Annotated in this window: 18 protein-coding genes; 12 read left to right on the top strand and 6 right to left on the bottom strand. The window is 36.6% G+C overall.

Going from position 1 to position 18226, the window contains the following annotated elements; translation table 11 throughout:
- Positions 1–17 precede the first annotated feature (17 nt).
- A complete protein-coding gene (locus FJR38_RS03245) occupies positions 18–227 on the top strand; it encodes an element excision factor XisH family protein (RefSeq protein ID WP_371418136.1) in 210 nt (69 codons plus the stop codon).
- Positions 215–550 (top strand): XisI protein, encoded by a 336-nt coding sequence (locus FJR38_RS03240; RefSeq protein ID WP_168535360.1) that lies wholly within the window; start codon positions 215–217, stop codon positions 548–550. Before FJR38_RS03245 ends, FJR38_RS03240 begins: the two co-directional genes overlap by 13 nt.
- Here FJR38_RS03240 and FJR38_RS03235 read toward each other — a convergent pair.
- Entirely contained in the window at positions 547–2955 is a 2409-nt protein-coding gene (locus FJR38_RS03235; protein ID WP_168535358.1) for a tetratricopeptide repeat protein, read from the bottom strand. The genes FJR38_RS03240 and FJR38_RS03235 overlap by 4 nt on opposite strands.
- Before the next feature lie 233 nt (positions 2956–3188).
- Here FJR38_RS03235 and FJR38_RS03230 point away from each other — a divergent pair, with 233 nt between their 5' ends.
- Positions 3189–3362: a hypothetical protein gene (locus FJR38_RS03230; RefSeq protein ID WP_168535356.1), complete on the top strand. Its 174-nt coding sequence runs from the start codon at positions 3189–3191 to the stop codon at positions 3360–3362.
- 125 nt (positions 3363–3487) lie between these two features.
- Here the strand turns inward: FJR38_RS03230 and FJR38_RS28965 are convergent, their stop codons facing one another.
- Together FJR38_RS28965 and FJR38_RS03225 are read right to left on the bottom strand one after the other, a co-directional pair.
- Positions 3488–3622, bottom strand: a complete 135-nt coding sequence (locus FJR38_RS28965) for a hypothetical protein (RefSeq protein ID WP_256366914.1) — start codon at positions 3620–3622, stop codon at positions 3488–3490.
- The gene (locus tag FJR38_RS03225; protein ID WP_168535354.1) at positions 3615–3926 is read right to left on the bottom strand and encodes a DUF433 domain-containing protein; all 312 of its coding nucleotides are present in this window, start codon (positions 3924–3926) and stop codon (positions 3615–3617) included. The genes FJR38_RS28965 and FJR38_RS03225 overlap by 8 nt, the downstream gene beginning before the upstream one ends.
- Before the next feature lie 557 nt (positions 3927–4483).
- On the opposite strand from FJR38_RS03225, the gene eno reads away from it, so the two are divergent.
- Positions 4484–5773, top strand: coding sequence for a phosphopyruvate hydratase (gene eno, locus FJR38_RS03220; RefSeq protein WP_168535352.1), 1290 nt, complete (start codon positions 4484–4486; stop codon positions 5771–5773).
- A gap of 129 nt (positions 5774–5902) precedes the next feature.
- Here eno and argC read toward each other — a convergent pair whose 3' ends face one another.
- A complete protein-coding gene (gene argC, locus FJR38_RS03215) occupies positions 5903–6961 on the bottom strand; it encodes an N-acetyl-gamma-glutamyl-phosphate reductase (protein ID WP_168493569.1) in 1059 nt (352 codons plus the stop codon).
- 368 nt (positions 6962–7329) lie between these two features.
- Here argC and FJR38_RS03210 point away from each other — a divergent pair, with 368 nt between their 5' ends.
- The 6 genes from FJR38_RS03210 (at position 7330) to FJR38_RS03185 (ending at position 11977) form a co-directional block, all read left to right on the top strand.
- On the top strand, positions 7330–7482 hold the full coding sequence (locus tag FJR38_RS03210; RefSeq protein WP_371418129.1) for a ribbon-helix-helix protein, CopG family: 153 nt from the start codon (positions 7330–7332) through the stop codon (positions 7480–7482).
- An 8-nt stretch (positions 7483–7490) separates the two neighbouring features.
- Positions 7491–7691 carry a hypothetical protein gene (locus tag FJR38_RS03205; RefSeq protein ID WP_168493573.1) on the top strand — a complete coding sequence of 67 codons (201 nt, stop codon included), beginning with the start codon at positions 7491–7493 and terminating at the stop codon, positions 7689–7691.
- The gene (locus tag FJR38_RS03200; RefSeq protein ID WP_168493575.1) at positions 7688–7930 is read left to right on the top strand and encodes a hypothetical protein; all 243 of its coding nucleotides are present in this window, start codon (positions 7688–7690) and stop codon (positions 7928–7930) included. Before FJR38_RS03205 ends, FJR38_RS03200 begins: the two co-directional genes overlap by 4 nt.
- A 90-nt stretch (positions 7931–8020) precedes the next feature.
- On the top strand, positions 8021–9694 hold the full coding sequence (ribBA, locus tag FJR38_RS03195; RefSeq protein WP_168493577.1) for a bifunctional 3,4-dihydroxy-2-butanone-4-phosphate synthase/GTP cyclohydrolase II: 1674 nt from the start codon (positions 8021–8023) through the stop codon (positions 9692–9694).
- A 318-nt stretch (positions 9695–10012) separates the two neighbouring features.
- The gene (locus tag FJR38_RS03190; protein ID WP_168535350.1) at positions 10013–11305 is read left to right on the top strand and encodes an ATP/GTP-binding protein; all 1293 of its coding nucleotides are present in this window, start codon (positions 10013–10015) and stop codon (positions 11303–11305) included.
- 6 nt (positions 11306–11311) lie between these two features.
- Positions 11312–11977, top strand: a complete 666-nt coding sequence (locus tag FJR38_RS03185) for an RloB family protein (protein WP_168493581.1) — start codon at positions 11312–11314, stop codon at positions 11975–11977.
- A gap of 4 nt (positions 11978–11981) precedes the next feature.
- Here FJR38_RS03185 and FJR38_RS03180 read toward each other — a convergent pair whose 3' ends face one another.
- On the bottom strand, positions 11982–12860 hold the full coding sequence (locus FJR38_RS03180) for a peptidoglycan recognition family protein (RefSeq protein WP_168535348.1): 879 nt from the start codon (positions 12858–12860) through the stop codon (positions 11982–11984).
- A 37-nt stretch (positions 12861–12897) separates the two neighbouring features.
- A complete protein-coding gene (locus FJR38_RS03175; RefSeq protein WP_168493585.1) occupies positions 12898–13332 on the bottom strand; it encodes a type II toxin-antitoxin system Phd/YefM family antitoxin in 435 nt (144 codons plus the stop codon).
- Positions 13333–13427: 95 nt separating this feature from the next.
- On the opposite strand from FJR38_RS03175, the gene metH reads away from it, so the two are divergent.
- Both metH and FJR38_RS03165 read left to right on the top strand, forming a co-directional pair.
- The gene (gene metH, locus FJR38_RS03170; RefSeq protein ID WP_168535346.1) at positions 13428–16958 is read left to right on the top strand and encodes a methionine synthase; all 3531 of its coding nucleotides are present in this window, start codon (positions 13428–13430) and stop codon (positions 16956–16958) included.
- A gap of 300 nt (positions 16959–17258) precedes the next feature.
- The gene (locus FJR38_RS03165) at positions 17259–18098 is read left to right on the top strand and encodes an Rpn family recombination-promoting nuclease/putative transposase (RefSeq protein ID WP_168535344.1); all 840 of its coding nucleotides are present in this window, start codon (positions 17259–17261) and stop codon (positions 18096–18098) included.
- The last annotated feature ends 128 nt before the right edge of the window (positions 18099–18226 follow it).

Genomic DNA, 18226 nt, shown 5'->3' with positions numbered 1-18226 from the left:
GGATTAGTTGATATTATATCATTTTTCAGGATTATATAATATATCAAGCGGTAAGTTTAATAAAAAGAATTAATGCAGAACGTAAATTATATTTAGCAATTCCTGAAGCTGCTTATCAAGACTTTTTTCTAAAACCTGCTATTCAAGATATTTTAAGTGATCAACAGCAGATTAATTACATCATTTTTGATCCAATTCAGGAGGTAATTTTACAATGGATAAGTTAAATAAATACAGAGAAATTATAGTTAGTATTGTGAAAAAACACGCTCAATATAAACCTAGTCATGGCAAAATTGAGGCTTTGTGTATTTGTGATCAAGAATCTGATAATTATTTGTTAATGGATACAGGTTGGGATAAAACTGGTAGGGTTCATGCAGTGGTATTTCATCTGCGAATTATTGATGGTAAAATCTGCATTGAATGGGATGGTACAGAAAGGGGGATAACTGGGGAATTATTGGAATTAGGAGTAGGAAAAGATGATATTATTTTAGGGTTTATTCGTCCTGAATATCGGCAGTTTAGTGATTTTTCTGTAGCTTAATTTTGGATTTTCGCTTTTTCCACTTTTTCAACTTGCTTGGGTGCTTCCATTTCGTTAAATAGTCGCATAGCTTCATCAAAATTGGTGTTGCTGTTTTCAGGATCACCCATTTTTTGATATGTTAAACCTAGTTGGTAATATGCTTCTGCTAAATCACATTTAGCACCGATTTTATCTAATATTTCGATTGATTCTAAATGATGTAAAAGTGCTTTTTCCAAGTTTTGCTTTTCTCGATAAATTTCTGATAATGCGTTTAAAGCCTTTCCTTTAATTAGAGTTGAATGAGTTTTATCACTAAAAGAAATAGCATTTAAATAAAACTCTTCTGCTTTTTTAATTTCTTGCAAGTTTTTATAAGTCATTCCTAAAAAAATCAATCTTAACCCTCCGACCCATATATCTAAAACATCCATTAAATTATCATCTTCAACTTTTTTTACAAAATACGCTGCTTGTTTTTTAAACTCAATACAGGAATATAAATAAGCTAAGTAAAGCCAAACAATTATTTTGCGCTTGAGAAAGTTCTCACTTTCATTGTCAAGAGTAGATTGAACATTTTTACATATTTCTAATGCTTCTTCAATCTTCAATAATTGGATTTTACAAAGAGCAATATTTAACATACTACCTAGTTTTAGTTCTTTTAATTCAAATGTTTTTTGTGTAATTGTTTGATATGAACAACAAATTTTATCTGAAATTAAGTCTTCTAAATTTCGAGTTACTGATTCTTCAGATTTTTGATAAAAAGTAATAGCTTCGTGTATATTTCCTTTTATATAGCGTATATTTGCCAATATACTATATAGTTTGCTTTCAGAATCAAATTGGTTAATTTTATCACGATTATTAATTATGTTTGTGACCGCAAAATTAATCTCCGATATTAAACCTAATTTAATTAAAGAGTTACCAAGACTTGAGCCTGATTCCCATTTGTTAGGTTTTTCCCATTTGTTAGGTCTGCGATGTAATATGACACTGCAAGCTTTGGGAAAATCAGTAATATCTATATAATGATAATAAGCCTCAAAGGCTTTCCTTGCATCATCTACAGTCTCAACAGTCTTCACAAGATTAGTCCAAAATTCAGCCGCTTTACGATTTATTTCTTCCCATTCTCCACTTGCTTTCAACCTCTCTATTCCCTGTTCCCGAATAACTGGATGTAACCAATATTCACCCTTTTCAAACTCTACTAAACACCGATTCCGCAAAGACTTAATTACATCTCTCTGCTTATCTTCAGAAATATCCCACAGTAAAGCTAATAGCGCATTAATAGAAACTCTGGGTACATCTTGATAACGAAAACATCCCAACCGAAAAAGCAGTTTATAAGCTTCAGTATCTAAAGTCTGCAACCGTTTAAATTGACTTTCAACTAAATTTTTTAATTCCGTTTCTACCAAAGTACAATTTTCTTGCCAATAAGCGGACATATCCCCATCATAATCTGTTCTTATTACCCCCAAGAGAATATCCATTGCTTTCGCATTACCCCCATAAATTTTGTGCATTGCTTCTAAAGATGGGGTATCAATTTTAATTTTACGAGATGTAAAAAATTCTGCCCATGCGGTTACATCTAACACAGATAAAGGATAATGAGAAATACCATTAACACGCTCATCACATAAACGTTCTCTACTGGTAATTAGGGTGATAGATTGCACATTATTATCAGCTAAAACTCGTAATAGTTCCACATAAAGATTATGTTTTTCAATAAACCTACCTTGTTTATCTAGTGCAGGTTCTAAATTATCAATTAATACTCCTATTTTGCGGGTTTGCAGTTGTAATTTTAATCTGTCTAAAGTAATCCTAAATTCTCTTCCAGGTTCTTCTTGAAAATGTTGTTTTAGCCATTCTTCAATTACACTTTCAACAGCGGTAATATTCTCCTTATCTTTCGCCATTTCTAGTGGTAATACTAACTCAAATCCTTGAATATTTAGATATTGCTTGGCTAAAGTTGACTTACCCACTCCCCCGGCTGCTTGAATGACGATTATTTTCTCACCTTCCTTAATAAGGTTATTGATATCATTGATTGCTGTGTCTCTTCCGACAAAATCACGTAATTCTTCATTACATTTTTGTGAGATTTCATAATTAGATATTTTCTTTTTTTCAGTCTGTAACTTTTGTTCTATTACAGTTCTAAAATTATTTTTGGTAACTTTTACACCCAAAATTTTAGATAGTATTTTCCACAAGTCAAAACCGATTTCTTTACTGTAATCTTCACTAAAGTTATATAAATTGTCTATTTCTCTATAAAGTTTACCTTCTAAACAACCTCTCAATACAGTCATCTGTGAATCATTGAGAGGTTTTTTAGTGTGGTTTTCAATTAGACTTTGAGTAAATTTTAAAGCGTCATCAATATTCATTAGGTAGCAGAATTTAAGTTGATTTTTATTGGATATTCAGTAAATTTAGCATTTTTTACCCACAAAACCAACGAAAACCTACTTTTACCCACTATTTTTTTTATACGAATTCCCTACTTTTTCCTACTGACAAGGATTTGAGGTTTAAGTACAGTCTTGGTATGGGTTGAGAAGGCAGTAAAAACACTGAATAATCAATTCAATTGTAATTAATTCAAAAAAGGAACATAACTATGAAAGTGGAACTTATGACCAAACCTAAATCCCTAACAATACCCTCACAAGAGGACGTTTTAATTTCTCCAACTGCCTCTACCTGTACTTGGTGTGGTAAAAATATGATGTTTAACAATCATTGTAAAACTCGTGAAGAGGCAGCCAATTGTTCTAACTATAGAAACCGTTAAGGTTATATTGAAGTTTGTTTGTTTCTTGGTTACTTGTCATAAGTAAATATTGTACATCAGCGATCGCTCTCTAGCCACTTTTACTTCAAAAGAGCGATCGCTTTTCTATTTTTATTCATAAGTATTCAATACGTCCTAACATCTACAGCAATAAGTCCTTGTTCTGGAGTCGTGGTTACATTAATTCCCCGTTTGCGAAGTCCACTTGCGATCGCATTACTGACATTTTCATCTAAATGAAATTTAATTTCTCTAACCATGACCGTTTTGAAGTTTTTGCTGAACTAAAGAAGGCGTTTGAGATTTCATCTTTTTAGCAAATACTTCATCATCTTCTATATCTTTTCTAATTTCTTCCAGATGGTCATAATAATAAGCTAATGCTGCATGAACATCAGCTAAAGTAATACTGGGATAATGATAGACAATTTCATCTGGTGACATTCCCATGCGTTCATACCAAATCACTATATTTTGTACTTTAATTCGATGTCCAGCAATGCGAGGTTTACCACCGCATATCCCTGGTGTAATTTCAATATGATTAGTAATTAATGCTGTCATTTAATTTCTTTCCTTTTCTTTCCAAGAATGTATAAATTTGCAGGGTAACTTAAATCATTATACACTTTTTTATCTTACTCATTAAGAACAATTTCTACTGTATTCATAAATAATGGTTGCCATTTTTTGCAAATTATAACATATACAAATGTGGAAATATCTCTCAGAATCAGGATATCCAGGATTTGAGGATTGTCAGGATTTTGTACATAAATATTGAAAATGGCAATTGATGTATTCAAAATAAGTAAAGTATCAATAAATAATCCTGTACATCCTTTAATCCTGTTCGCGCAGCGTGGCGTTAGCCATGTATCCTGATTCTGACAAAATAAATTATCAATTGATCCTGTTAATCCTTTAATCCTGAGAATCCTGATTCTGACAAATTCCATGTTTCCTTCCATACTCAGCGAGCATTACCACCCTTCACTATTGGAAATCTTCTTTAATGTCAGCCGATTTTCCCTCAGAAACACATAAACTAACGATTGGGTTATTAGTAAACTGTAAAGTTCAACCCTGACAACACACTGAGAACAAAGGACAAACCAAGCATGACGAAATTTCTAGATACTGCTATTGAAGCAATTATCGCCCGCGAAATCCTCGACTCACGGGGAAAACCCACAGTTGAAGCCGAAATACATTTAGCCAACGGTGCTATCGGACTAGCACAAGTTCCCAGCGGGGCTTCCACAGGCACATTTGAGGCTCATGAATTGCGTGATGGCGATAAAAGCCGTTATGGAGGCAAAGGGGTACTCAAGGCGGTGCAGAATGTCAATGAGGTACTAGCTCCTAAATTACTAGGTTTGGATGCTCTCAACCAAGAAGCCTTAGACAGATTGATGATTTCCCTCGATGGTTCACCCAATAAAGCGAATTTGGGTGCAAATGCCATTTTAGGCATTTCCCTGGCTGCTGCAAAGGCTGGTGCGGAGTCTTTAGATATTCCCCTCTATCGCTATTTAGGAGGACCTTTGGCGAATTTATTGCCAGTCCCTTTAATGAATGTGATCAACGGTGGAGCGCACGCATCTAATAACGTTGATTTTCAAGAGTTTATGATTGTTCCTATTGGCGCTCCTTCTTTCAAAGAAGCATTGCGCTGGGGTGCAGAAGTATTTGCCACACTCAGCAAAGTGTTAGATGATAAAGGTTTGCTGACAGGTGTGGGTGATGAAGGTGGTTTTGCACCTAACCTAGAATCTAACCAAGTAGCTTTAGAATTGCTGGTAGCGGCGATTAAACAAGCTGGTTACAAACCTGGTGAAGATGTAGCCTTAGCTTTAGACGTGGCTGCTAGTGAATTTTACAAAAATGGCCAGTATGTCTATGATGGTAAACCCCACTCACCAAATGAGTTTATTGATTATTTAGGACAATTGGTTGAGCAATATCCCATTGTTTCCATTGAAGATGGTTTACATGAGGAAGATTGGCAAAGTTGGCAATTACTAACTCAGAAGTTAGGCTCAAAAGTGCAGTTGGTGGGTGATGATTTGTTTGTCACCAACGCCACCCGCTTACAAAAAGGCATTGAACAAAAAGCCGCTAATTCGATTTTGATTAAGTTGAATCAAATCGGTTCTCTAACTGAAACTTTGGAAACCATTGATTTAGCAACTCGCAACGGTTTCCGCTCAGTTATTAGCCATCGTTCCGGTGAAACTGAAGATACAACTATTGCTGATTTAGCTGTAGCAACTCGCGCCGGTCAAATTAAAACCGGTTCTCTGTGTCGCAGTGAACGAGTAGCTAAATACAATCGCCTCCTCCGCATTGAGCATGAATTAGGCGATCGCGCCATCTATGCTGGTACTGTGGGTTTAGGACCAAAATAGGTGACAGGTGACAGGTGACAGGTGACAGTAAAAGAAGGTAAGAGGTGAAAGAAAGATCATATTTCTTGCCTATTCCCTATTCCCTATTCCCTATTCTCTGTCACCTGTCACCTGTTCCCTGTAACCTAATTAAGGATAAAACCCAACTTTAGGTAATCCTAAGGTTTCATCCCAACCCAACATGATATTCATACACTGAATTGCTTGTCCGGCTTGACCTTTAATCAGGTTATCAATGGCTGACATGACGATAACGCGCCCGGTGCGGGGGTCAACTTCTAAGCCGATATAACAATTGTTACTTCCACACGCCCATTTAGTTTGGGGATAAGTGCCACTATTACAGATTTTCACCCAAGGGGAATTGCGGTAAAAGGCGCTGTAGATGGTAATCAGGTCATCACGGACTAAACCGGGATCGCGCATGGTGGCGTACACAGTGGCTAAAATCCCCCGCACCATGGGGATCAGGTGGGGTGTAAATTGGATTTTTACGTCATGTCCTGCCAATTCACTACAAATCTGCTCAATTTCTGGGGTGTGGCGGTGTCTACCGACGTTATAAGCACCCAGAGAGTTATCGGCTTCGGCTAACAACAGGTTGACTTTGGCTTGTCTTCCGCCCCCAGATGTGCCGGATTTGGCATCAATAATGGCTGTTTCGGGAACAATTAAACCTTGTTTGAGAAGTGGGGAGAGTGCTAGTAAACTGGCTGTAGGATAGCAACCAGGACAGCCGACCAGATTGGCTTCGGCAATGCGATCGCGGTACAATTCCGGTAAACCATAAACTGCTGTTGCTGCTATAGTGCGATCGCTTCTTTCTGTTCCATACCAAGTCGTATAAGTTTTCAAATCACCGAAGCGATAATCAGCACTCAGATCCAGTACCTTACAACCTTTTTCTATAAGTTGGGGAGCGATTTGGCAAGCTAGTCCATTGGGTAAAGATAGAAATACCACTTCACAACGACTAGCAATAATATCCGGTTGGACTGCCTCAATGGGCAAATTAACTATATTACCGAACTGTGGATACAGGTCAGCAAAGGATTTACCTGCGCTGCTTTCACCACCTAAATAAACGATTTCTACTTCAGGATGATCCATCAGCAGTCGCACTAGCTGCACTCCACCATACCCTGACGCGCCAACGATTCCAACTGGTACGCGTCTTAAATTTCCCATGATCTTAAATCCTTATCCACTTTTAGTTATCTATTATCAGTCATCAGCAGTCCAGCTAGTCGCTAATTACTAAAGACTTCTTGCTATTGAACTTTCGCTGCATTGTATAGCAAAGAGCATCTTTTAGCGTACCTATAATTACAAATATCTTTAAAAAAGAATCACACTCATAGTGTGTATAAAATCAGTACCACTAAAGATTATGTTTTTTATGTGACAGAAAATTATAAATTTCCAAGCCCGATACCAAGTTAGTTTTACTGTGGTATAGTATTGGTAAGTAACGGCAAGTATTGACACTCTAGAATTAAGTTATCCGAAAAGGTTATAAATAGCGTTATAACGACGCTGATTATATCAAAATGATTGTGGCTACCAAAAAACCTAAAGTGACTATTTACTTGCCAACTGAATTAAAAGCAGAATTAGACAATTGGGCTGAAGAAGAAAACAGGAGTGTTAGCAATCTTGTGGAAACTGTCCTCAAGAATGCGATCGCCAACCGTCAAAATAAAAAATAGTTGACAACATGAATGACAAGAATGAACCAAATAACCCAGATGAGGAGGAATTTGATCCAGTAACAGATACAAGAGATTGGTCTGCGGCTGTTACAGAGTTAGCTTGTTTTGCTTTAGCAAGAAGAAAGGGAAAACGGCTGGTCAAAATTATTAATACGAAAAAGTCATCAATGCCTATCATTTGTATTTTTGAGGATTACCCAGAATGATTACCGTAGCGACCCAAGTTCCCATTAATACTATTGTTCCTATGTTAATTGCTATTAGCGATCGCAATTGGGAACAATTTAAAACTCTAGAGTCTGATTTTGTTGATCAGTATGGAGTGGATGTATGGGAAGAAGTTTTTAATTTCCGCCTCAAACCAGCACTAGACAAAGATTCTGACCGATGGTTACTGGTTCAGTGGTGCAGTACAGGTATCAAATCCGTCAAAAATGTGACTTAGTTTTTAGACAAAATCTAATTCTGAGAAACAAGCTACAATTTACAATAAGAAATTGTTAAAAAAATTTACGTTGGTAGCTGGAAATTTTCTGTGTCACAGCCTAAGACAACTCAAACCTTTAAATTTGATACTATTGATGCCGCTTTGGCCGATCTCAAAGCTGGTCGTGTCATCGTCGTCGTAGATGACGAAAATCGAGAAAATGAAGGCGATTTAATTTGTGCCGCCCAATTTGCCACCCCTGACATGATTAACTTCATGGCCGTAGAAGCCAGAGGGTTGATTTGTCTGGCTATGACAGGCGATCGCTTGGATGAACTAGACTTACCATTAATGGTGAGCAAGCTGACAGATACTAACCAAACTGCATTCACCGTTAGTATTGATGCTGGTCCCCATTTGGGCGTTAGCACTGGTATTTCCGCCGAAGACCGCGCCCGCACGATTCAAGTCACCCTCAACCCAGCCACCAAACCGGAAGAATTGCGCCGTCCAGGTCATATTTTCCCACTACGGGCTAGGGCGGGAGGCGTACTCAAACGGGCAGGACATACAGAAGCCGCTGTTGACTTAGCCAGACTAGCTGGACTTTACCCAGCCGGGGTAATTTGTGAAATTCAAAACCCTGATGGTTCAATGGCTCGGTTAAATCAGTTAGTTGAATATGCCAAAAATCATCACCTGAAAATAATTAGCATTGCTGATTTAATCAGTTATCGTCTGCAAAACGATCGCCTGGTATATCGCGAAATTATTACCAAGCTACCCAGCGAGTTTGGTCAATTTGATATTTACGGCTACCGCCACACCCTAGATAATACAGATCACGTCGCTATTGTCAAGGGAGATCCAGCAAATTTCCAAGATCAACCAATCATGGTGCGAATGCACTCAGAATGTTTAACGGGTGATGCTTTGGGTTCTTTGCGCTGCGACTGTCGAATGCAATTGCAAGCCGCATTGAAAATGATTGAAAATGCTGGTCAAGGTGTCGTTGTTTACCTGCGTCAAGAGGGACGGGGAATAGGCTTAATTAACAAGCTGAAAGCCTACTCTTTGCAGGATATGGGCTTGGATACGGTAGAAGCAAATGAGCGTTTAGGATTTCCGGCTGATTTGCGCGATTATGGCATGGGGGCGCAAATTCTCATGGATTTGGGCATCAAAAAAATCCGCCTCATTACCAATAATCCCCGGAAAATTGCTGGTGTCAAAGGTTATGGTTTAGAAGTTGTAGATCGTCTTCCCCTCTTAATTGAGTCTAATGATTTCAATTCCTATTATCTAGCTACCAAAGCCAAGAAATTGGGACATATGTTGTTACAAACTTATCTAGTAACAATAGCGATACATTGGCAAGATGAACCGGAATCCGTAACTGAACGTTATGAACGATTAGAAAAAATACGGCATTTATCAAAGAATCAGCATTTATTGTTACAAGAAGAAGCCCGTCCATTAGGAATCGCTTTATTTGATCAACCATCTTTAACTGTACATTTAGGTTTTGATCAAGCTAATATTGCTGAATCTAATTGGTATCAACAAAAAGGACATCCTTACCTGCAAGCAATTTGCCAGATTTTAGATGAAATCGCAACTTTACCCTATATTCAGAAAATGGAATTTCTCATTGCGACAGGTAGCGATCCTTTGAGTAATTTGCAGGTACAGTTAGACAGGCAAATCTTCTCTGTTGGTTTACTACCTTCATCTTTAAAAGATAACTTACAAACTCAGCAGATTTACAGTTTTAGTAAGTAGGATTTCCTAAATTTCCATATATTGATCATAGCTCTAGTTTTATAGCTGGAGCTATTTGTTCATTATTTATGTATGCTTGAGTAAGCCCACAAATAAAAGTTGCTATAAACTAGATAATTAGCAAGTACAAAAAGTATAATTTTTAGGTGTTGCTGATTAAGAGTATGATTTTGTTTCACGCAGAGGCGCAGAGTCTACAGAGAGTAAGAGTTTGAAATCATTGATTTTTGAATTTCATACCCTAATTCAGCAACGCCAATTTTTAGTATTTAGAATAATTTGTGGGTTATATGCGGATAACCAACTAAGAATAAAGTTATGCTTGTAGAATTCAGTGTAGAAAATTATCGTTCAATCCAAGAAAAGCAAACATTAATTATGGTAGCTTCTGAAGATGAAACCATGCTAGATAGTAATACTTTTTCTATCCCTAATAATGATGATTTACGCTTAGTTACAAGCACTGCTATTTATGGTCCTAATGCTTCAGGTAAAAGTAATTTACTCAAAGCTATGCAAACCCTGAAAAATCTTGTAATTAACTCAGCTAGTAGAATGCAAATTGGTGATAAATTACCTGTTGAAGCATTTAGATTAAATAGTGAATCAGCAAAAAAGCCTAGTAGTTTTGAAGTAATTTTTATTCGTGATGATATTCGTTATGAATATGGAGTTTCTTTAAATCGAGAACGAGTATTTGAAGAGTGGTTAATTGCTTATCCCAATGAAATTCAGCAAAACTGGTTTTCTCGTGAATATCTGCCAGATAATCCAAAATTTCAACCAGATGAAGGATATAAATGGTCTTTTGGTAAAGGATTAAAAGGGGAAAAAAAACGTATTCAAAGATTTGTTCGTTCTAATTCTTTATTTATATCTCATGCTGCACAAAATAATCATCCTCAATTAACAGAGGTATTTATTTTTTTTCAAGATGAAATAAATATTCTTCTCCATATAGATACTCCCTACATAGTTGATGATAATAATAATAAAAATTTTCAGAACCAAATTGCTAAGTTATTAACTGAAGCAGATACTGATATTGCTGATCTAAAGATTGAAAGTACACCTGAGACATTAAATTCTAGTTTGACTTATTTTCTTCAACAGGAAATGGAGAATAGAGGAATGAATATAAGTATGAAAGATATCACTGATGTGGGAAAATTAGATATTATAACTGTTCATAAAATGAATGACTCCGAACAAGAAGTAGAATTTGATATAGATGATGAATCTGATGGTACACAACGTTTATTTGAAATAGCTGGACTTTGGCTGTATGTATTAGAATATGGAGAAGTAATATTCATAGATGAACTAGATAGAAGTTTACACCCAGTTCTTTCTAAAGCCTTAATTAAAATGTTTAATAATCCAGAAATTAATAAAAACAATGCCCAATTAATATTTACAACTCATGACACTACACTGTTAGATGATGAAATATTCAGACCTGACCAAGTATGGTTTACTGAGAAAGATAACAGCATGACTCAACTATATTCATTGCTTGATTTTCGACCTCGTGAAAATGAATCTTTACAAAAAGGTTATCTACTAGGTCGCTATGGTGCTATTCCTTTTATTAATGGGTTAACTATCTAAAAATATATGTCACGGGGAAAATCTACCAATAATTTAAAACGAAGTTCAAGAAATCAAAACTCTAGAAGTTACTTCTTAATTGTAGTTGAAGGTGAAGAAACAGAATATAACTATTTCAATTCTCTAATAAGAGAACTAAAATTAACAACAATTAAAATAAAAGTTGTTTCTGCTGCTGGTGGAGATCCTTTGGTGATTGTAAATACAGCTTATAAGTTATTTCAAGAAAAACAACAGGAAAGTAAAAGGGGAGGTGAACCAAAATATGATGAGGTATTTTGTATATTTGATGATGATAATAAACCAGAAAAATATAAACAAGCTCTCAGTACAGCAAAAGAATATAATTTTGAATCTATAACATCAATACCCTGTTTTGAATTTTGGTTTTTACTACATTATTGTTATACTACAACTCCCTTTAGTAGTTACAAAGAATTACGTCCAAAGCTAGAATCGGAAATGAAAAAAGAGGGTATTCTCAAACAAGGAGAAACTTATAATAAAAGTTATAAATTGCTATATGAAAAACTCAAACTCAATCAAGATAAAGCTATTGATCATGCTATTAAACTAGAGCAAAAGCATCCTAACGAAGATGGATGTACTAAACCATCAACAAAAGTACATATTCTAATTGATAAACTGAAAAAACAAAAAAACTTTGAATGAGCAGTTAATTTTTTACATTATTAAAAGTTTTTAATTGCCGAAAAGAATGCAATTTATTTAGAAACTTATCACCATCAAAACTCAAGGGATCAACTTTTCCACCTGCCACATCTACAGCTTTATGAGTAGTAATTCTATCATCTGGAACTTGACTTTGAGCAATTAACCAAGCTAAAGAATCGTATTGAGCTTCCGTATATCCTGTATGTTCCTTAATATTACGTTTACCCCAAGCATCAGGAGGAGTTTCTAGAGAAACATGATAAGCAAAATTATTCACAGATGGAGGTAAATTAGGATTAGTCTGGACAGTTTCCACACCATTAGCACCATTGAACACCGAATTACCAGCACCAAAAGCGCGTTTTTCTGGAGGAACTAAATAAATCACTTGTCCCTCTAAAGTAATTAAAGCGTGATAACTGGCTTGAACATTTTCATCATCATGAGGTGTTTGAAAAAAATTAATGGCGCTAGAAGTTGAATTAGTGGTTTCATGAAGGACAATAATAGGTTGATGATTAAAAGGGACACCATTAATATCTGCGGTATAGCGATCGCCATAATTACTAGGATCAACTTTAGCTTGGACAAAATTAGGTCTATACTTAGTAAAAGCTTTAGTAGTGGAGTATCTGCTAATAACTCGCTTGGGTTGTCCAGAAGATTTAGGTAAATTAGGTAAATTAGGTTGCTGTTCCTCGGTTTTTTTTGCTGACTGAAATAGCGTTTGTGGATATTGACTCCAGATTGTAGGATCTGAATTCGATGTACTAATATTATTTTGTGGTTTTCTAGACCCACCAACAAACAAGGCTAAAATCAGAGCCGCAAGCAGGAAAAAAATTAGCATTACTCTAGTCGCCCAGTCTCGAAATCTCATATATTTAATATAGATGTTTAATTAACTAAGTTTAATGTTACTTATTCAACCAATAATCTGGTATCCAGAAATTATTAATATTCATCAAAATTGCCCCTGAGATAAAATTCTCATTGTTATCTTCAAAAGAAGCTGTTGGGAAAGTTAAACCAAAAATTTCATCATTGTCCATTACCTGAGCAAGTATACAATCAAAATTAAATTCTAATTCATTAATGCTAATACATGGGATGCCAGATTCATCATCATCATATTCTTCATCTAGCTGAAATTGACCATATTGGATATCATACCTCAACCACTCAAGGCGTTCAAATTCATCATCAGGGATAATAGCAGCTACGTCTTTTCCCCATTTTGCCAATACGAGGCGCTGTTTCTCCAATATCACCTCACTAATAATCAACGAAATTTTACTCTGGATTACATCTATTTGTAAGCGGATAAAACCATCCTCTTGACTTTTCAACATATTGTTTTCTTGACAACCTGTATAAACTATCAAAATCTAGGAAAATAATAAATTAAGTGTACTATCACAAAACTAACTCTATTTTTTCACACAATATGACCCATCCTTTCCTCAAACACCTACATAGTCCAGAACGTCCCGTTATCGTCTTTGACGGCGCAATGGGAACAAATCTGCAAACCCAAAACCTCACCGCTGAGGACTTCGGAGGCGCACAGTATGAAGGTTGTAACGAATATCTAGTCCACAGCAAACCCGAAGCCATTATTAAAGTTCACCGTGACTTTCTGATTGCTGGTGCTGATGTCATTGAAACCGACACCTTTGGATCTATGTCCATAGTTTTAGCAGAATATGACCTAGCAGACCAGGCTTACTACCTCACCAAAACCGCCGCCGAACTTGCTAAAAGTGTCGCTGCGGAATTTTCTACACCAGAAAAACCCCGATTTGTAGCCGGTTCTATTGGTCCAACAACCAAACTCCCCACCTTGGGACATATTGATTTTGACACCATGAAAGATTCTTTTGCTGAACAAGCAGAAGCACTGTTTGATGGTGGCGTTGATTTATTCCTCGTGGAAACCTGCCAAGACGTACTGCAAATTAAAGCCGCATTAAATGGGATTGAGGAAGTTTTTGCCAAAAAAGGGGAAAGAAGACCCTTAATGGTGTCTGTGACTATGGAAAGCATGGGAACAATGCTGGTAGGTACAGAAATCAATGCTGTTCTGACGATTTTAGAACCTTATCCGATTGATATTCTCGGTTTGAACTGCGCCACTGGTCCAGACTTGATGAAACCACATATCAAGTATTTATCAGAACATTCACCTTTCGTAGTTTCCTGTATTCCTAACGCCGGTTTACCGGAAAATGTTGGCGGTCAAGCGCATTACCGCCTGACACCGATGGAATTACGGATGTCTTTAATGCACTTTATCGAAGATTTAGGTGTCCAAGTGATTGGGGGTTGCTGTGGGACACGGCCAGAACACATTCAACAATTAGCAGAAATTGCTAAAGAGTTAAAACCGAAAGTTAGACAACCGAGTTTAGAACCAGCAGCCGCATCAATTTATTCTACTCAACCTTATGAACAAGAAAATTCTTTCTTGATTGTTGGTGAACGTCTTAACGCCAGTGGTTCTAAAAAATGCCGTGATTTACTTAACGCCGAAGACTGGGATGGTTTAGTCTCAATGGCGCGAAGTCAAGTTAAAGAAGGCGCACACATCCTTGATGTTAACGTTGATTATGTGGGACGTGACGGCGTGCGTGATATGCACGAGTTAGTTTCCCGAATTGTTAATAATGTGACATTACCGTTAATGCTCGATTCCACCGAATGGGAAAAAATGGAAGCGGGTTTAAAGGTGGCTGGTGGTAAGTGCTTGCTCAATTCTACCAACTATGAAGACGGCGAACCGCGATTTTTGAAAGTGCTAGAATTAGCGAAAAAATACGGGGCTGGTGTAATTATTGGGACAATTGACGAAGATGGCATGGCGCGGACAGCCGAGAAAAAGTTTCAAATTGCCCAACGTGCTTACCGTCAAGCGGTAGAATATGGTATTGCTCCCACAGAAATCTTTTTTGATACTTTAGCTCTACCAATTTCTACTGGGATTGAGGAAGATCGAGAAAATGGCAAAGCTACCATTGAATCAATTCGCCGTATTCGTCAAGAATTGCCTGGAAGTCATGTAATTCTTGGTGTTTCTAATATATCTTTCGGGTTAAATCCAGCATCGCGGATGGTGCTGAACTCGATGTTTTTACATGAAGCGATGACTGCGGGTATGGATGCAGCTATTGTCAGCGCGAGTAAAATTTTACCACTGGCGAAAATTGATCCCCAGCATCAAGAGGTTTGTCGTCAGTTAATTTATGATGAACGCAAATTTGATGGTAATGTCTGCGTTTATGATCCTTTGGGAGAATTGACAACAATTTTTGCCGGAGTCAAAACCAAACGAAATACGGGAATTGATGAAAATCTCCCTATTCCCGAACGTTTGAAACGGCATATTATTGACGGTGAACGCATTGGTTTAGAAACACAATTAACCAAGGCTTTAGAACAATATCCACCTTTAGAAATCATCAATACGTTCTTATTAGACGGGATGAAAGTTGTGGGTGAATTGTTCGGTTCTGGACAAATGCAATTACCTTTTGTATTACAATCAGCCGAAACCATGAAAGCTGCGGTTGCTTATTTAGAACCTTTCATGGAAAAGTCAGAATCTGGTAATAATGCTAAGGGAACTTTTGTAATTGCCACGGTGAAAGGTGATGTTCACGATATTGGTAAAAACCTGGTAGATATCATTTTATCTAACAATGGCTACAAGGTGATTAACCTGGGAATTAAGCAATCTGTGGAAAACATCATTCAAGCTTACGAACAGTATAAACCTGATTGTATTGCTATGAGTGGATTGTTAGTAAAATCTACTGCTTTTATGAAGGAGAATTTACAGGCTTTTAATGAAAAAGGAATTACTGTGCCGGTAATTTTAGGTGGTGCTGCTTTAACTCCTAAGTTTGTAAATCAAGATTGCCAAAATGCTTACAAAGGTAAGGTTGTTTATGGCAAAGATGCTTTTTCTGATTTGCATTTCATGGATAAGTTGATGCCAGCTAAAACCGCAGGTAATTGGCATGATTTGCAGGGATTTTTGGATGAATTAGGAGAATCTGAAGAGTCAAGTAATGGACATAAAGAAACAGTAGATAATGCTGTTAAAGATCAAGTACCTGCTGAACCCAAACTAATAGATACCCGTCGTTCGGAAGCAGTAGCTGTAGATATTGAACGTCCAAAACCACCTTTTTGGGGAACACAGTTTTTACAAGCTGATGATATTTCTTTGGAGGAAATATTCTGGTATTTAGATTTACAAGCTTTGGTGGCTGGACAATGGCAATTCCGCAAGCCAAAGGAACAATCTAAGGATGAATATCAGGCGTTTTTAGCTGATAAAGTTTACCCAATTTTAGAAAATTGGAAGCAGCGAATTATTGAGGAGAATTTATTACACCCTCAAGTAATTTATGGGTATTTTCCTTGTCAATCTGAGGGTAATACTTTACATATATATGATGTAGAGAATCAATCAAAACAGGTGACAAGTTTTGAGTTTCCCCGTCAGAAGTCTTTTAATAGGTTATGTATTGCCGATTTCTTTGCACCAAAGGAGTCGGGAATAATTGATGTTTTCCCTATGCAAGCGGTGACTGTGGGGGAAGTTGCCACGGAGTTTGGACAAAAGCTATTTGCTAATAATCAATACACTGATTATCTGTATTTTCATGGTATGGCTGTACAGGTTGCGGAAGCTTTGGCGGAATGGACACACGCGAGAATCCGCCGGGAGTTGGGTTTTGGTGATTCTGAACCGGATAATATTCGGGATATGTTAGCGCAGCGTTATCAAGGTTCTCGGTATAGTTTCGGCTATCCTGCTTGTCCGAATATCCAAGATCAGTTTAAGCAGTTGGAGTTGTTGGGAGTTGATAGGATGAAGATGCACATGGATGAAAGTGAGCAATTGTATCCTGAACAGTCTACAACGGCGATTATTACTTATCATCCTGTAGCGAAGTATTTCACGGCTTAATCGTATTTTCTCACCCCCTTTATTGTGAGATAGAGGGGGGATTTAATAGAGTTAAAAGTCAAAAGTTGTGGTTTATATTTTTTATTCTCACGCAAAGACGCAAAGACGCAAAGGAAGAAAGAGAAAAATAAGAATAATATATGAAAAATTATGTCATAATTGGGTAGGCGATCGCTCACCCATCCTACAACGAAGTTATATATTTCAAGAATATTGAATTACTAAATTAAAGTATAAAAGTATCATGTTTTATAGTTCTTCCCCAATCAACATTTACAAAAATATTTAATAGAAATATTTATGAAAACCGATTCTATCTTTTATCGCATTTTTCAAACTTTACCGCAGTCTTTTTTTGAATTGATAAATTTACCAGCTAGTGAAGCAGAAGCTTATAATTTTTCTTCTGTGGAATTGAAACAAACAGCATTTAGAATTGATGGTGTATTTCTACCTACAAATAATCAAGAAAAAATACCTATTTATTTTGTAGAGGTGCAATTTCAAAGAGATGATGACTTTTATTCTCGCTTTTTTTCAGAGATTTTTCTTTATTTACATCTCTATGCTTCTACCAAACCCTGGCAAGCTGTGGTTTTATTTGCTAAACGTAGTATAGAACCGACGGAAATAGAACCCTATCGCTATTTGCTAGAAAGTCCATTGGTAACTCGGTTATATTTGGATGAACTGGTGGATATACAAACATCCTTGGGATTAGGTATTATTAAGTTAGTGGTGGAGAAGGAAAAAGAAGTTCCAGCTTTAGCGAGAAACCTATTATCACAAGCTAGGTCAGATTTACCGGATGAAAGATTGCAGAAAAATTTGCTAGATTTAATTCAGACTATTGTTTCCTATAAATTACCCCGTCTCAGTCCCCAGGAGTTAGCAAGAATGTTTACTATGAGTGATTTAAAGAATACCAGATATTATCAAGATGTGCGCTATGAGTCTGAGTTAAATCTGGTAATACGTCAGTTAGAACGTCGCATAGGTGGAATTAGTCAAGATTTACAGGTAAAAATTAATAAGTTGTCTGTGGAAGAGTTAGAGAATTTAGGTTTAGCGTTGTTAGATTTTACCAGTAAAGCTGATTTAGTCGCTTGGTTGAATGATCAAGCAAATTTAGTTAGTTAAAAATTAATGGTGGGTTACGCTTTTTCTAACTCACCCTACTGCTATTATTTCCTATAAATTACCTCGTTTTAGTCTTCAGGATTTAGCAAGAATGTTTAGTATTAGTGATTTAAAAAATACAAGATATT

Source organism: Anabaena sp. UHCC 0253 (assembly GCF_009712085.1).
GTDB lineage: Bacteria > Cyanobacteriota > Cyanobacteriia > Cyanobacteriales > Nostocaceae > Dolichospermum.
The sequence above is the reverse complement of the archived record's forward strand: the minus strand, read 5'-3'. Positions and strand labels throughout refer to the sequence as shown.

What these genes read in the sequence shown, in the direction of transcription:
- FJR38_RS03180 (WP_168535348.1), bottom strand. Translation starts at nt 12,860, where the DNA reads ATGAGATTTCGAGACTGGGCGACTAGAGTAATGCTAATTTTTTTCCTG.
- FJR38_RS03185 (WP_168493581.1), top strand. Translation starts at nt 11,312, where the DNA reads ATGTCACGGGGAAAATCTACCAATAATTTAAAACGAAGTTCAAGAAAT.
- FJR38_RS03225 (WP_168535354.1), bottom strand. Translation starts at nt 3,926, where the DNA reads ATGACAGCATTAATTACTAATCATATTGAAATTACACCAGGGATATGC.
- FJR38_RS28965 (WP_256366914.1), bottom strand. Translation starts at nt 3,622, where the DNA reads ATGGTTAGAGAAATTAAATTTCATTTAGATGAAAATGTCAGTAATGCG.
- FJR38_RS03200 (WP_168493575.1), top strand. Translation starts at nt 7,688, where the DNA reads ATGATTACCGTAGCGACCCAAGTTCCCATTAATACTATTGTTCCTATG.
- FJR38_RS03240 (WP_168535360.1), top strand. Translation starts at nt 215, where the DNA reads ATGGATAAGTTAAATAAATACAGAGAAATTATAGTTAGTATTGTGAAA.
- FJR38_RS03235 (WP_168535358.1), bottom strand. Translation starts at nt 2,955, where the DNA reads ATGAATATTGATGACGCTTTAAAATTTACTCAAAGTCTAATTGAAAAC.
- FJR38_RS03205 (WP_168493573.1), top strand. Translation starts at nt 7,491, where the DNA reads ATGAATGACAAGAATGAACCAAATAACCCAGATGAGGAGGAATTTGAT.
- FJR38_RS03175 (WP_168493585.1), bottom strand. Translation starts at nt 13,332, where the DNA reads ATGTTGAAAAGTCAAGAGGATGGTTTTATCCGCTTACAAATAGATGTA.
- FJR38_RS03165 (WP_168535344.1), top strand. Translation starts at nt 17,259, where the DNA reads ATGAAAACCGATTCTATCTTTTATCGCATTTTTCAAACTTTACCGCAG.
- FJR38_RS03190 (WP_168535350.1), top strand. Translation starts at nt 10,013, where the DNA reads ATGCTTGTAGAATTCAGTGTAGAAAATTATCGTTCAATCCAAGAAAAG.
- eno (WP_168535352.1), top strand. Translation starts at nt 4,484, where the DNA reads ATGACGAAATTTCTAGATACTGCTATTGAAGCAATTATCGCCCGCGAA.
- metH (WP_168535346.1), top strand. Translation starts at nt 13,428, where the DNA reads ATGACCCATCCTTTCCTCAAACACCTACATAGTCCAGAACGTCCCGTT.
- FJR38_RS03230 (WP_168535356.1), top strand. Translation starts at nt 3,189, where the DNA reads ATGAAAGTGGAACTTATGACCAAACCTAAATCCCTAACAATACCCTCA.
- argC (WP_168493569.1), bottom strand. Translation starts at nt 6,961, where the DNA reads ATGGGAAATTTAAGACGCGTACCAGTTGGAATCGTTGGCGCGTCAGGG.